This is a genomic window from Marinobacter sp. EVN1, assembly GCF_000475375.1.
GTDB lineage: Bacteria > Pseudomonadota > Gammaproteobacteria > Pseudomonadales > Oleiphilaceae > Marinobacter > Marinobacter nauticus.
This window is the reverse complement of record NZ_AXCB01000034.1, coordinates 79048-93123: the sequence shown is the minus strand read 5'-3', so window position 1 is coordinate 93123 and position 14076 is coordinate 79048. Positions and strand designations below refer to the sequence as shown.

The 14076-nt window shown below is 58.5% G+C and carries 10 protein-coding genes; 6 read left to right on the top strand and 4 right to left on the bottom strand.

Going from position 1 to position 14076, the window contains the following annotated elements; translation table 11 throughout:
- Positions 1-125: 125 nt before the first annotated feature.
- The gene (locus Q674_RS34355; protein ID WP_023009345.1) at positions 126-2000 is read left to right on the top strand and encodes a diguanylate cyclase; all 1875 of its coding nucleotides are present in this window, start codon (positions 126-128) and stop codon (positions 1998-2000) included.
- Here the strand turns inward: Q674_RS34355 and Q674_RS34350 are convergent.
- Positions 1991-3436: an amidase gene (locus tag Q674_RS34350; RefSeq protein ID WP_023009344.1), complete on the bottom strand. Its 1446-nt coding sequence runs from the start codon at positions 3434-3436 to the stop codon at positions 1991-1993. The genes Q674_RS34355 and Q674_RS34350 overlap by 10 nt on opposite strands.
- Before the next feature lie 188 nt (positions 3437-3624).
- Between Q674_RS34350 and Q674_RS34345 the strand changes: the two genes are divergently transcribed.
- Positions 3625-4233 (top strand): methyltransferase family protein, encoded by a 609-nt coding sequence (locus Q674_RS34345; RefSeq protein WP_023009343.1) that lies wholly within the window; start codon positions 3625-3627, stop codon positions 4231-4233.
- Positions 4234-4242: 9 nt separating this feature from the next.
- On the opposite strand, the gene djlA is transcribed toward Q674_RS34345, so the two are convergent.
- Positions 4243-5025 carry a co-chaperone DjlA gene (djlA, locus tag Q674_RS34340; RefSeq protein ID WP_011785578.1) on the bottom strand — a complete coding sequence of 261 codons (783 nt, stop codon included), beginning with the start codon at positions 5023-5025 and terminating at the stop codon, positions 4243-4245.
- Positions 5026-5074: 49 nt separating this feature from the next.
- On the bottom strand, positions 5075-7891 hold the full coding sequence (locus Q674_RS34335; protein WP_031210253.1) for an HD domain-containing phosphohydrolase: 2817 nt from the start codon (positions 7889-7891) through the stop codon (positions 5075-5077).
- A gap of 90 nt (positions 7892-7981) precedes the next feature.
- Here Q674_RS34335 and alkB point away from each other — a divergent pair, with 90 nt between their 5' ends.
- Complete coding sequence (gene alkB / locus Q674_RS34330; RefSeq protein ID WP_023009341.1) at positions 7982-8632, top strand: DNA oxidative demethylase AlkB; 651 nt, start codon at positions 7982-7984, stop codon at positions 8630-8632.
- Between the two features lie 4 nt (positions 8633-8636).
- On the opposite strand, the gene Q674_RS34325 is transcribed toward alkB, so the two are convergent.
- Positions 8637-9917, bottom strand: a complete 1281-nt coding sequence (locus Q674_RS34325; RefSeq protein ID WP_023009340.1) for an MgtC/SapB family protein — start codon at positions 9915-9917, stop codon at positions 8637-8639.
- Positions 9918-10086: 169 nt separating this feature from the next.
- On the opposite strand from Q674_RS34325, the gene Q674_RS34320 reads away from it, so the two are divergent.
- From Q674_RS34320 to Q674_RS34310, 3 genes are all read left to right on the top strand, one after another.
- Entirely contained in the window at positions 10087-11574 is a 1488-nt protein-coding gene (locus Q674_RS34320) for a SulP family inorganic anion transporter (protein WP_011785574.1), read from the top strand.
- Position 11575: 1 nt separating this feature from the next.
- Positions 11576-12514: a universal stress protein gene (locus tag Q674_RS34315; protein ID WP_023009339.1), complete on the top strand. Its 939-nt coding sequence runs from the start codon at positions 11576-11578 to the stop codon at positions 12512-12514.
- 109 nt (positions 12515-12623) lie between these two features.
- Positions 12624-14075 carry a phospholipase D family protein gene (locus Q674_RS34310; RefSeq protein ID WP_023009338.1) on the top strand — a complete coding sequence of 484 codons (1452 nt, stop codon included), beginning with the start codon at positions 12624-12626 and terminating at the stop codon, positions 14073-14075.
- Position 14076: the final 1 nt, after the last annotated feature.

The window sequence follows — 14076 nt, the reverse complement described above, 5'->3', positions numbered from 1 at the left end:
CTTGTGTAGCTTTTTATGTCAATTTGCGACAAATAGTACTTTCAGCAGACGTTGTCGCTACCTTGGTGCATACTCAGTCGTAAGCTTATAACAAATAACAAGTGCGTTTGACGCCCGAGAGTGCTATGCCACGGCTTTTTGTCTTCCTGACGCTGTTCTTTTATTTGGTGCTCCCTTCCATTGCCCATGCAGATGCCGGAGAGTGGGGGCCCTTTTCAAAACGCCTTGAGCTTTCACGGTTCGTCGATTACTGGAAGGAAACAGGGGCGCCATCGGTTGCTGACATACGGAACCTTCCGGACCAGGCCTGGACCCGAAACGGCAGTGACAGTGTCAGTCTGGGGTATGGCGAGGACATCTACTGGTTTCGGGTAAAGCTCACCAACACGCTTAAATCGGAAGCCAGTAATTTTCTGGAGATCGGTTATCCCGTCCTGGACCATATTGAGATCTACCGTGAGGTCAGGGGGAAGCTCCTCGAACCGCTGATCCTTGGGGATAAGCGTCCTTTCTACGATCGGCCGATCCACCACCGCAATTTCATTGTCCCGCTGGTGATGCCCGCGGAATCGTCCACAACGGTTTATCTTCGGGTGGACACCACCAGCTCTATGCAGGTGCCCATGACGCTCTGGGAGCAGGATGCCTTCTACGCGGCCGAACAGGCCCGTAGCCTGTTTGAGGGAATCTACTACGGCATCGTCCTGGTGATGATGCTTTACAACCTTTTCGTCTTCATGGCCGTGGGAGAGCGCAGTTTTCTCTACTACGTTGGCTATATTGCGGCGATGCCACTTTTCCTGGCGTCACTGCACGGTGTGGCGTTCCAGTACCTCTGGCCTGAGGCGACCTGGTGGAACGACCAATCCATTATTGTGTTCCTGAATCTGGTGGTGCTGTTCGGGGGAGCCTTCAGTATTCGCTTCATCAGTGTGACAAGAAAAAACCACCCGTGGCTGAACCGGTGGACGATGGCGATGATCATGACGGCCGGTCTGCTTGCCCTGGCGGGCCTTCTGATTCCCTACAGGCTGATGATTCTTCCGACCATTCTGGTTGCCTTTGTGGGATGCTCCACCATGCTTATGCTGAGTGTGGTGCGCTGGCTGAAGCGTGACCCAGCTGCCCGGTATTACACGGTGGCCTGGGTGTTTATGCTGTTCGGGGGCATCGTATTGGCGCTGAGCAAATTTACCATGCTGCCAAGGAACCTGCTGACTGAGAATGCCACTCAGGTTGGCTCGGCCCTTGGTGTGATTCTGTTATCACTTGCGCTGGCTGACAGGCTGAACCGGGAGAAGAAGAAGTCGTTTGCGGCCCAGCAGAAGTTATTGCGTGAGGAACGCAAAGCTCGACTGGCCCAGGAAAAATCGTTGCGTGTTCAGCAAGAGGCTAATGCTCTGTTGGAGGAGAGGGTGCAGGAGCGGACCCGTGACCTGGAATCCCTGAACGAACAACTACTGGAACTGAGTGCGACGGATCCCCTTACCGGACTCAAAAACCGGGGGCACTTTGACAAAAAGTTTCAGGCTGACGTGGTCCATGCCTATCGGTTTGAGGAGACGCTGTCGCTGCTGGTGGTAGATATTGATCACTTCAAGAGCTTTAACGATACCTACGGCCATCTGGTGGGCGATGACTGCCTGAAAATGGTCGCCGACTGCATCAAACGGCACGTCACCCGGCCGCAGGATCTGGCCGCCCGGTATGGCGGCGAGGAGTTTGTCGTCCTGTTGCCGGACACCCCGGAAGCCGGAGCTGTTCGGGTCGCCGAGAGAATCCGCGAGGAGATTCAGAAAACAGCTTTCCGGGTCTCGGATCAGGTACTTCATCTCACCGTCAGTATTGGTGTTTGCAGCTGCGCGCCCGCCCGGGCGGACGCCACCAAAGCGTTGTTTGCCTGCGCCGATGACGCGCTTTACCAGGCCAAGGCGGAGGGTCGTAACCGGGTAATTTCAAATACCCAGGCCGGGCGGGACCACGCAGTCTGTCAGGCCTGATTTGACCGGGCTGCCTGGTTAAGGGTTGGCCAGGGGTGGTTGGCTTCCAGCGCGTAGGCAATCTCGAGCAGCGTGCGCTCATCGCCATGCCGACCCATAAACTGCACCGAAATAGGCAGGTGCTGACTGCTTTCCCCCATAGGTAAGGCGATAGCCGGAGCACCAGTGGCGTTGGCCAGCGGCGTAAAACTCACATAGCGGGTCAGACGTTCGAACAGGGTATCGAAAGGTACGCCGGGGCTTAGATGGCCGAGCGGCGGTGTGGTATGTCCCAGGACGGGGGTCAGCACCGCGTCATAATCATTCATGTGCCTCTGATAGTCGTGCCAGGAGCGTTTCAGCCGCCAGATGACAGCGGGCAGGCGCCAGAACTGGCGGCGGAACATTTTGTCCAGGCCATTGGTCAGACCGTCCACTCGGGATTTGTCGAAATCCGGGTGATAGAGCTTCTTACCGCGGGCTTTTACACCGAACGCGAGCATCCCCCAGTAAAGCGCAAAGTCATCCGGAAATGAGCTGGCGACCGGCACATCCATGGGCTCGATAATGTGCCCCAGCTTTTCCAGGTAGCGGGCCGTCTGCTCCACCGTTTGCCGGGTTTCCGGGTCGGTGGGGTGGCCGTTGATGGAGTCCAGCACCAGGCCAATGCGCAACTGTCGGCCAGAGGGGCCCTGCACATGCCCGATGGCGGGTAGTTTCCGGTTCCTGAACCAGGACTCGGCGTACGCCAGGAAGCCGGCGGTATCGCGCACTGAACGCGTGACGACACCATCACTGATGATGTTGACGGGCAAATCCCGGGCGGCATCATTGTCCACTACGCGCCCCCTCGTCGGCTTCAGGCCCACCAATCCGCAACAGGCCGCCGGTATCCGGATAGAGCCGCCACCGTCATTGGCGTGGGCAATGGGCACCACGCCGGCTGCCACCAGGGCGGCAGCGCCGCCGGAGGAAGCGCCACAGGAATAGTCCAGGCTCCATGGGTTGCGTGTCGGGTCTCCCTGGGCGGGCTCAGTTGAGGCGTTAAAACCGAATTCCGGCAGTGTGGACTTGCCCAGGCAAATAAAGCCCTGGGCCAGCATCTGTTCGGCAAAAGGGCTGGTTCTTTTCGCCACCCGGGGCGTGACAGCCTGTGAGCCGTGCCCGGTGGGCAAACCCTCAACGTCCGTGTTGTCCTTGATATAGGTAGGCACACCGGCAAAGGGGCCAGTCTGGGCGCCCGGTCGCTGGCTCTGTGTCAGCGCTGGCTGATAACGTTCGGCCACCACACCATTGATCACCGGCGCCGCCAGCTGTGCCCGCTCAATCGCCGCCGCCGTCACTTCCTGCGCCGAAACCTCGCCTGAACGAATCCGTTCAGCAAGTGCGGTAGCGTCGTTGTCGGCCATCGCGTCGTTGCGGAAACAATGGAAGCGGGTACTGGGTGGCTGATTCATGGCGGCTCCTGAAAGCAAAAACAGAGGCTTACTAACATAACCCAGGCTTAAACGTGACGATATGTCATTTCAGGTATGGCGTCACAAAATGGGTGCAAAATATGGCAGCAAAGGATTGATCGGTGTCTCTTTCAATGCAGCCTCAAGCACAGTAAGCTGTTTGCCAACCTACTGAACCAGAATGAATAATGGATCTGATCGAGCCTGCTGTCCGGGTTTTTCTCGGCGTTTTTTTCCTGATGATTGGTCTGCAGTTTGCGGCCCGTACGCTCGGCCTGTATTCACGATTAGGCTTCTCTCACATCAACTATGGCAGGGCCGGTACGGCTACCTGGTGGCATCGCCACACCTTTAACCTGTTCCGGGCTGCGATTCTGCTGGTTTGCCTGGCCAGGATCTGGGTTGATCTGGACGCCTGGCTGGGCGTTTTCCCCCTGCTGTACCACTGGCCGGTGTTACTGGCCGGGGCTGTGCTTCTGCTGGTTTCCTACACCGCCGTGAACTATCTGCAGGCCTACATGCATGAGGACTGGCGTTCCGGCATTGATGACCAGCATGGCAGTGGGCACCTTCTGACCGATGGACCTTTTGGTCGCAGCCGGAACCCGCTGTTTCTGGCGGTGATGACGGGGCAGTTGGGGTTCTTTCTGGCGTTGCCCAGCGTGTTTTCGCTGGTGTGCCTGGTGACTGGCGTGCTGGTGATCATGCGCCAGGCCAGGGAGGAAGAGAAAGCCCTGGCCAGGCGTTTTGATGAACAGTACGAGGCCTATTGCAAACGGGTGCCCCGCTGGTTCTGACTGTCGGGTTCAGGATGCTTTGTTCCGCGCTTCCTTGATCACGTCGTAAGCGTGGCTGATTTCACGGGTTCGTTCTTCCGCCATTTCCCGCATACTTTCCGGCAAGCCGCGTCCGGCGAGTTTGTCCGGGTGGTTTTCACTCATCAGTTTGCGGTAAGCGCGCTTGATCTCGGCGTCTGAGGCCTCTGGCGAGACGCCAAGAACCTTGTAGGCATCATCGATCTGCTGGCTGCTGGAATAATTGCGGGTACCGCCCGCCTGGCCGGCATGGGCGCCACGCAGCATAGCTTCAAGCTGGTCGACCTGACTTTCCGGCAGCCCCAGCCCACGGGCGATACGAACCAGCATTTCGTGCTCGGCCGGATGCACCTGCCCGTCTGCGGCAACCGCAGACACCTGTACCTGCAGAAACATCTGCAACAGTACCGGCTGGCGGCCGGAAGCCTGCATGAAGCGCTGGAGTTCGGCGTCCAGGTCGAAGTCCGATGCTTTACCACGGTTGAACGCTTCCTTGGCCATGGCTTTCTGGGATTCGTTCAGGCGAAAGCGAACGAACATGGCCTCTGCCATCTGAATCTCATCCCGTGAGACCACACCATCGGCCTTGCACAGGGCGCCCATCACCGCGAACACGGATTCAATGAAACCGGCCTGCAGCCCCTGAAGCTTGCCCAGCAGTCGGCTTTTCATGCGCTGGAACAGGAACGCACCAATGGCTGCGCCAACCAGAAAGCCGGGGAATCGACCAAAGGCATAACCGATCAGACCGCCAAAAATGATTGCGAACAGCATTCTCTATCCTTCGTTGAGTAAACAGTCCTGAGAATATACGTGTTTTTGGTCAGGGCTTCATGAACAGGCTTTCATCCACGGCATCAATCTGCTCGGCCTTCAGGTGCTGGGCGCCGTAGCGCCGATAGGTTCCGGAGCGTACGAAGAGCAGGAATACGTCCCGGTCTATATGGCCCTGTCTGGTCATTTTATCCATGATGTTCAGCGCTTCAGACAGTGTCTTGCCCTGCTTGTAAGGGCGATCCACGGCGGTCAGCGCCTCGAAGATGTCAGCCACGGCCATGATTTTCTCGGGAATGCTCATGTCCTCACCGCTCAGGCCGAAGGGGTAGCCCTTGCCGTCCACACGCTCGTGGTGAGTGCCGGCCAGCCGGGGCACACGGGCCAGACGGTCTGGCAGGGGCAGGGCATCCAGCATGCAGATGGTCTGCACGATGTGTTCGTTGATACGGAAGCGCTCTTCTTCCGTCAGGGTGCCGTACTGGATGGTCAGATTGTGGAGTTCTCCCCGGTTGTAGGCATACTCAGGCAGCTTCATGTCAAAGCCCCAGAGATTGCGCGGGTCGTCCCGCTGGACCGGAGGCACCCGGTCGCCCCAGGTGCGAATATGCCAGGGTTTGTCTGCCAGCAGTGGCTCTGTGGCGGGCAGTGCCGCTTCCGGAGAATCCGCCAGGGCTTGCTGCTCATCGCCGGAGAGGCCCAGCCGGTCACTGAAATGGCGTTGCCAGGTCTGGGCTCCGATCTGGCGAATGCGCGCTACATCCTCGTCCGACATGGACTCACTGCCCACATTGGCGTTTGCCAGGAAGCCAAAGTCAGCCTGCAGTTTTGCCTGGGCCTCATCTCTGTAACGGGCAGCCTGGGTCGGGTCTTCTCCATTCAGGCAGGCTTGAAGGTAACGGACCTCGGCATCCCGGTGCAGGATTTCAAAGCGGGCCCGGATTTCGTGGATGCGGTTGTAGATGGTTTCCAGCTTTACGGCTTTGTCGACCACATATTCCGGGCTGGTGATCTTGCCGCAGTCGTGCAACCAGGCCGCCAGGTGAAATTCGTAACGTTCGTCTTCGTTCATGCGGAAATGGGCAAAAGGCCCTTCCGATGCCTGCTCTGCCACCTCCGTGATCATCTGGGCGAGCTTGGGCACCCGCTCGCAATGGCCGCCGGTGTAGGGCGACTTGGCATCAATGGCGCTGGCCACCAGGCGGATAAACCCATCGAGCAGGGCCTGCTGGCTTTCGATCAGTTCACGGGTTTCGATGGCAACTGCGGCGGAGCCGGCAATTTCATCCACGAAAACAATCAGGTCATCACTGAGGTGGGTGTGGTCGCCCACTTCCATCTCGATGATCAATGCACCAATGAGTTTCTTGCGTCGATTACGCAGGATGGCAAACACCGGGTGGCCGGATATGTGGTTTCTGAGCTGTCGAATGATCTCGTTATCGTCTGCCGCCTGGTTGATGGCTGGCAGGCTGGCGGGCAGTTCAAGTCCGCGGTTAACAGCCAGGTCGAGCTTATGTTCATGGCTGCTGTACAGGTAAATCGCGCCCCGTTCCTGGCTGACGATGGCGATGATCTGATCAAGAATGTCGCGTAACAACTGGTTCAGATCCTGGCCCCGGTTGAGCACCGTGGCGATGTTCTGGAAGCTTCGGATGGTGCGGGCCATGTCATCCAGGGCAATGCTGAGTTCCGAGGCTTCCCGGATATGGGACTCCGAGCGGATTGGCGTGTCAAAGCGGAAGCGGGAGAGGCTGCTGACCCGGTCGGTCAGGCGTTCAAGGGGTTTGCCCACCTGGCGCCCCATAAACCAGCCAAGTATCAACAGCAGAAGCGCTATGGCGCCGGCGATCGCGGTCTGGCGGGCAAGGGCAGCCCAGACATCGGCCAGCAGTTCATCCGAGGGAATGGCGACAACTACGGAGAGTGCTTCATCGGGCAGGGTTCCAAGTTGCTCGGCCATGCCATACCAGTCACGGCCCTGCTGACGAAAGCGGCGGATTTCCCGGTTGGTGCCCGGCTCAAGCACCTGGCGGATCACGGCATCGGGTTCGGTGTTACCGTCGGCGTCTGCAAGGAGTTCCCCGGAAGCGCTGACAATGGCCAGCCGGCTTCCTGCGGTCTGTTTCAGTTCCGCCAGTTGCGAGCCCAGGTCGGTCACGGTGACATCAACACCCAGCACGGTACCCGGGATACTGGCGGCCCTCTGAGACAGGGTCAGCCCGGTTTCCTGGGTGGTGAAAAACACATAAGGCGCTGATAGCTGGAGCGAATCTCCGGCCCTGGCTGCCTGATACCAGGGGCGCTGGCGGGGATCATAGTCGTAATCCGGCAGCGAGCGGCGTTCGAGCAGTTCCAGGTCGCTGTTATAGAATTGCCAGATGCCCTTGCGCAGGTTGCCCTGGTATTCCAGGCTTTGCAGCAGATAGCGACTGGTTGCGGGGGCGTCCGGAAACTGGAGTGAGCCCGAACTGCGAATCTTACGGAACAGGAAAAAATCGCCATTGTCATAGCCTGCGTATACCGCACTGACAATATCGCTGCTGGTGAGCACATCGGCAATCACCGGCAGGCGTTGCAGTCGTTGCTCAAGGGTGGAACTCTGGGTGAGTGGGTCGTGCCGCAACAAGGCCAGCGCCGTAGCCGGCGGTTGGGTAATGGCATTGATACGATCGTCCACGCTGAGAGCCAGCTGTCGGGCAGTGGCGGCGGCAGCGGTGACCTTGGCCTGTTCCATGCCCCGATAACTCTGGGCCACCAGTGTGATGGCCAGTATCAGCATTCCCAGGGTGATGGCAGACGCAATCAGGAATGCCAGTGATACCCGGGCGGTCTGTTTGTTGTGTGGCGGTTTTGTCTGTCTCACAGCGTCGGGATCCAACGACGGATGAAGGGTTCTCTAAGTGTAGACGCTCTGCGGGCGTTATTCTGATTTCAGAAGATAAACGGGTGGCTTATGACGCCAGATCTGTTTTCCGGGTTGAATGATCAACCGACAGTGGAAGCCTTTGACGAGGGTGTGGTTGTGCTACGGCGCCATGCCGTGAAGCACCAGCAGGCCTTGATGCGAGATATAGATCAGGTGACGCGACTCGCGCCGTTCCGCCATATGAAAACGCCGGGTGGCCATCAGATGTCGGCCGCCATGACCTGTTGCGGCCCCCTGGGGTGGGTGACTGACGAGACAGGGTATCGCTACCAGCCCCAGGATCCGTTATCCGGGCTTCGGTGGCCGGCTATGCCCGATAGCTTTGTCTCATTGGCCCGCAAGTCGGCCCAGGAAGCGGGATTTCCCGGCTTTGACCCGGATGCCTGCCTGATTAATCGCTATCAGCCAGGGGCCAAAATGGGACTGCATCAGGATAAGAATGAAAAAGACTTTGCCTGGCCCATTGTGTCGGTGTCCCTGGGGCTGCCCATTGTGTTTCAGCTTGGTGGACTCAAGCGCAGCGACCGCCCCGCGCGTATTCTGCTGGAACATGGTGATGTGGTGGTCTGGGGCGGCCCGGCCCGTTTGCGTTACCACGGCGTTCTGACTCTGAAAGCCGGTGAACACCCGGTGACCGGCTCGGCCCGCTACAATCTGACCTTCCGTAAGGCTGGCTGATACCTCATTGCAGCCAGGCGACCAACAGGCCTGCGGCCAGAGATAACACCATCGGGCCAGCCACCAGCAGACCGGTTTGTCGGTTGCCGATACTCCAGGCGATGCCCGATTTCACCAGATTATTCACCGCTGCCGCGATGACAATCCCCAGCACGGCTGCATCCATGCCCAGGCCATCGTTGGACATCCGGGTAAGAGACAGGGTGATGGCATCGACATCCGCCACGCCAGAGGTGGCGGCCAGGGCGTAAATGCCGACATCGCCAAAGGCATTCTTGAGGAATTCCCCCAGTAACAGAATGGCGGTCAGCAAGAAACCGAACACCAGTGCGGAAGAGAGATCCAGCGGGTTCTGGTTCATGGTGGGCTGGCTCACCTGCAGTTGCCGGGCGTTGCGGCGCCAAATGATCAGCGCGGGCACGTAGAGGAGGGTGGTCATCATGGCGACCGGCCAGATCAGGCTGGCCAGCAGTGCCTTGTTGATGACCAGGCAATAAACCAGAATCCGGGGGAACATGGTGCCGCAGGCAATCAGGATGCCGGCAGCAAACTGCGGGCTGAAGTCGGGATTTTTCGCCGATTGCCGGGCGAAGTGCAGGCTCAGGGCGGTAGATGAACTCAGCCCGGCAAACAGGCTGGTGAACAGAATGCCTTTGCGGGCTCCGGCCACCCGGATGGCAAAGTAACCGACAAATGAGATGGAGGCGATCATCACCACCATCCACCAGATTTCCCGGGGGTTGAGCACGCCACCCGGGCCCATGGCCTCGTTTGGCAGCAGAGGCAGCATCACCACCGAGATCAAAAGCAGTTTAAGGGCAGCGTCGAGTTCGCTGGCCTGAAGCTTGTGCACCCAGCCGTGGATTTCTTCCTTGTTGTCCAGAATGATGGCGGTGACCACCGCAGCAGCGGTGGCGATCACCGGATCCACCGCCACGGCAACAGCGCCGAAACAGAAGGTCAGCAACATGCCGACCATGCCGGTAATGCTGAAATTGCGGATGTGTTCCAGGCGCTCGCTGTAGGCCACCAGCCCCATGGCCACTACACTGAGTAGCAATACCGGAAAGGCCCAGGGGGTAATCTGCTCCGACAATACGGCGGCAATACCGCCCAACAGCCCGACCAGTGAGAAGGTGCGGATACCGGCAATGCGTTCCCCGGATTTCTGCTCCCGGGCATCCCAGCCCCGCTCCAGGCCAATGATGGCCCCGAGCAGCAAGGCCACGGCCAGATTGATGGTGGTCTGGTTGGCGTTTAGGAACTGGCTTGCTACATCATCCATGTACTTGTCACCACAAAGATTATTTAAACGCATTCTAGGCAATTAGCGGCCCCGGCGGCACCCCCGGTCTGTCTGGATAGCCAGTCTGGCCATACTTTCAGGACGGTTTCTGGTACCCTTCGCGGCCCCGATCTGATATCCCCAGGAATTGAAAGCGACACCCCTGACCATGACAAACGCACTCAAGCAGAACTGGTTTTCGAACATCCGTGGCGACTTACTCGCCGGAACCGTGGTTGCGCTGGCACTGATTCCGGAGGCGATTGCCTTCTCTATCATTGCCGGGGTTGACCCGAAAGTGGGCTTGTATGCCTCCTTCTGTATTGCCGTGATTATTGCCTTTGTAGGTGGCCGCCCGGGAATGATCTCGGCGGCCACCGGCGCCATGGCGCTGCTGATGGTGACGCTGGTCAAAGAGCATGGCCTGCAATACCTGCTGGCGGCAACCCTGCTGACCGGTGTGATCCAGATTGCCGCCGGCTACCTGAAACTGGGCGGCTTGATGCGGTTTGTATCCCGTTCAGTGGTGACCGGTTTCGTGAACGCTCTGGCCATCCTGATTTTTATGGCCCAGTTGCCGGAACTCACCAATGTGACCTGGCATGTCTACGCCATGACCGCCGCTGGTCTGGCTATTATCTATCTCTTCCCGCTGATACCCACTGTGGGCAAGTTGATTCCGTCTCCGCTGGTTTGCATCGTCGGTTTGACCATTGTCTCCATGGTTATGGGGCTGGATATTCGTACCGTAGGTGATATGGGTGAATTGCCGGATACCTTGCCGATTTTTCTGTGGCCAGACGTACCGCTGACGCTGGAAACCCTGATGATCATCCTGCCCTATTCACTCGGTCTTGCCGTGGTAGGGCTGCTGGAATCCTTGATGACGGCGACGATTGTCGATGATCTTACGGACACGACCAGCGACCGTAACCGCGAGTGCAAGGGCCAGGGCATTGCCAATATCGGTTCCGGCTTGCTGGGCGGCATGGCAGGCTGCGCGATGATCGGTCAGTCCATCATCAACGTGAAATCCGGTGGTCGCACACGTTTATCCACGCTCACGGCCGGTGTCTTTCTGCTGATTCTGGTGCTTGTGCTCGACAAGTGGCTGGTGCAGATTCCGATGGCCGCCCTGGTGGCCGTGATGATTATGGTCTCCATCGGTACCTTTAGCTGGGATTCCATCCGTAATCTCAGGGAGCATCCATTGTCTACCAATATCGTGATGCTGGTTACGGTCATTGTGGTCGTCGCCACCCACAACCTGGCTTTCGGCGTGCTGGCCGGTGTCCTGCTGGCGGCCCTGTTCTTCGCCAACAAGGTTGGCCATTACATGCTGGTGACCTCCGAGCTGGACGAGGCAACAGACACCCGTCGCTATACCGTGGTGGGCCAGGTGTTTTTCAGTTCCTCGGAAAAATTCCTGGAATCCTTTGACTTCAAGGAAGCGGTGGACAATGTTGTGATAGACCTCAGCCGCGCGCACTTCTGGGACATTACCGCCGTTGGCGCGTTGGACAAGGCAGTGATCAAATTCCGCCGTGAGGGTGCGGATGTGGAAGTGATTGGCCTGAATGAGGCCAGTGCCACCATCGTTGACCGCTTCGGGGTGCACGACAAGCCCGACGCCGTTGACCAGCTGATGGGGCACTGATATGACTCAGACCAAAGAAAACTCTGACATTCGCAGCAATAATAACAGCCAGAATCAGGCGCAAGGCGAGGCAGCTATGACGGCAGACAAGTTGAGAATTGTGGCGTGTATTGACGGTTCCCGGGCCGCCCCTGCAGTGTGCGACTTTGCCTCCTGGGCCAGCCGCCACATGGACACGCCGCTGATGCTGCTGCATGTTCTGGATGAAGAACGGTATCCGGCCGAGCCGGATCTGGCTGGCAGCATCGGCCTTGGCAGCCGCGAGCATTTGCTGGATGAGCTGGCGGAGCTGGACCGTAAGCGCTCCAAGCTTGCCCTGGAGCATGGCCACCACATGCTGGACGAAGCAGAGGCCAGGGTAAAAACTGCGGGTATTGGCGAGACGGTCAAGCGCCAGCGCCATGACAACCTGGCCGAGGCCCTGACCGCGCTGGAAAAAGAAACCCGGCTATTTGTGATGGGGTTGCACGGTGAAAGCAGTTCCGATCGCGATGTGCACATCGGTAGCCAGCTTGAGACCGTGATCCGTAGTGTGCATCGTCCGATTCTACTGGTGCCAGATGAATACAGCGAGCCGAAAAGTGCCATGGTGGCCTTTGATGGTTCCGCGACCGCCTTCAAGGGCATTGAGATGATTGCGGCCAGCCCGGTGTTACGGGGCATGCCTTTGCACCTGGTGATGGTTGGAGCCGACACGGCCGATCGTTGGGAGCAACTGAAAAAAGCGGAAAAAATGCTGGAAGGCCTCGGTGTTGAGATCACGCTGGCTATCCGCGCTGGCGATGTGGAGCCCACGCTGCACGCCTATCAGGAAGAGCACAGCATCGACATTCTGGTGATGGGGGCTTACGGCCACTCGCGAATCCGCCAGTTTCTGGTGGGCAGTACAACAACCACCATGCTGAAAACCGCGCACAAGCCGCTGGTTATTCTCAGATAAGGAGCAACCATTGCTCACAGGCAGCCGAGAGGGGAAGCCGATGATCAGAAGGTTATTGCCCCTGATATCCCTGGTTGTCCTTGCTGGCTGTGCAGGAGGGATCAAGCCGATGGAACACGGGCTGGCAATACCGGTCGCCTCGGAGCCAGACGCTTTTCTGCAGGCACAGAGCGAAGAGCGGGTCGGCGCCGGGTTGCCGGCGGTAAAACTGCTGAACACAGGCCAGGATGCCTTTCTGGCCCGGGCCGCACTGATCGAGACTGCCAGCCAGCGCATCGACGCCCAGTATTACATCTGGAACGACGATGACAGCGGCCGCTACCTGGCCAGCCGCTTGGTTGCGGCCGCGGATCGCGGAGTGGTGATTCGCCTGCTGCTGGACGATATAAACGTCGCTGGCAAGGAATCCCTGTTCGCCCTCCTGGATGCCCATGCCAATATCCGCGTGCGTATTTTCAACCCATCCCGGTCCCGGGATGGCTTTGGCCGCTGGCTCTCGTTTATCACTGACTTTGATCGCATCAACCGGCGCATGCACAACAAAACCTTTGTGGTGGACGGTCTTGTGGGTATTGCCGGGGGCAGGAACATCGGGGATGAGTACTTCGATCAGCATCCGACACTGAACTTCCGGGATCGCGATGTTCTGGTGCTGGGGCCGTTGGCGGGGGACATGACCGTCAATTTCGAGGCCTACTGGGACAGTCCCTGGACTTTGCCGCTGGTAGAGCTTTATCCCAAGCCTGAACAGGCACAACCGAAGCTCAGCGTCCTGATTAAATCTGCCGCCTCGCGGCATTACCAGATCGAGCCACCAGGAAACCGGCAAACGGCAAGAAGCTATCTGGAGACTTTGTTTGCCAACACCGTTTCTGCACCCGCCGAACTGGTGTTTGATCCGCCTCCCGAAGACCCGGATGCACCCGCAGAGGCTCCCCAGCGAACCGCACAAACCCTGTATGAACTGGTAGAGGACGCTCGCTCCGAGATTTTGATTGAATCGGCGTATCTGATCCTCACCGACAACCAGCTGAAAGCGGTTGACGGAATTGGCAACGGTCGCCTGGAGGTCGCTGCACTGACCAACTCCCTGGCGACGAATGATCTGGTGACCAATCATTCGGGTTATGCCCGCTGGCGCCGGGCGATGCTGGAACAGGGTATTGAGCTGCACGAATTGCGACCGGATGCCCCTGCCTGCCAACGTTGGGTGGCCGCGAGCGCGGCCTGTGACGGCGGTGAGGTAAGCCTTCATTCCAAAGCGGTGGTGTTTGATCGGGAAACCCTGTTTATCGGTTCCTTTAACGTGAATCTGCGTTCCATTTATCTCAATGGTGAGACGGTGCTGGTGATCAAAAGCCCGGAGCTCGCCGGTGCCGTGGCGGACGATATCCGTTACGCCATGGAGCCCCGGAACAGCTGGCGGGTTGAGCTGAATGGCCAGGATGAACTGGTCTGGCGGTCAGAGGGGCAGGAGGTGCAGCACGAGCCGGAGGTGGGTTTCTGGCGCCGGGCCATGTCGCGGATGCTGTCTTGGCTGCCTATCGAGAAGTACCTGTAGC

What these genes read in the sequence shown, in the direction of transcription:
- Q674_RS34350 (WP_023009344.1), bottom strand. Translation starts at nt 3,436, where the DNA reads ATGAATCAGCCACCCAGTACCCGCTTCCATTGTTTCCGCAACGACGCG.
- Q674_RS34320 (WP_011785574.1), top strand. Translation starts at nt 10,087, where the DNA reads ATGACAAACGCACTCAAGCAGAACTGGTTTTCGAACATCCGTGGCGAC.
- Q674_RS34345 (WP_023009343.1), top strand. Translation starts at nt 3,625, where the DNA reads ATGGATCTGATCGAGCCTGCTGTCCGGGTTTTTCTCGGCGTTTTTTTC.
- Q674_RS34310 (WP_023009338.1), top strand. Translation starts at nt 12,624, where the DNA reads ATGGAACACGGGCTGGCAATACCGGTCGCCTCGGAGCCAGACGCTTTT.
- alkB (WP_023009341.1), top strand. Translation starts at nt 7,982, where the DNA reads ATGACGCCAGATCTGTTTTCCGGGTTGAATGATCAACCGACAGTGGAA.
- Q674_RS34325 (WP_023009340.1), bottom strand. Translation starts at nt 9,917, where the DNA reads ATGGATGATGTAGCAAGCCAGTTCCTAAACGCCAACCAGACCACCATC.
- Q674_RS34355 (WP_023009345.1), top strand. Translation starts at nt 126, where the DNA reads ATGCCACGGCTTTTTGTCTTCCTGACGCTGTTCTTTTATTTGGTGCTC.
- Q674_RS34315 (WP_023009339.1), top strand. Translation starts at nt 11,576, where the DNA reads ATGACTCAGACCAAAGAAAACTCTGACATTCGCAGCAATAATAACAGC.
- djlA (WP_011785578.1), bottom strand. Translation starts at nt 5,025, where the DNA reads ATGCTGTTCGCAATCATTTTTGGCGGTCTGATCGGTTATGCCTTTGGT.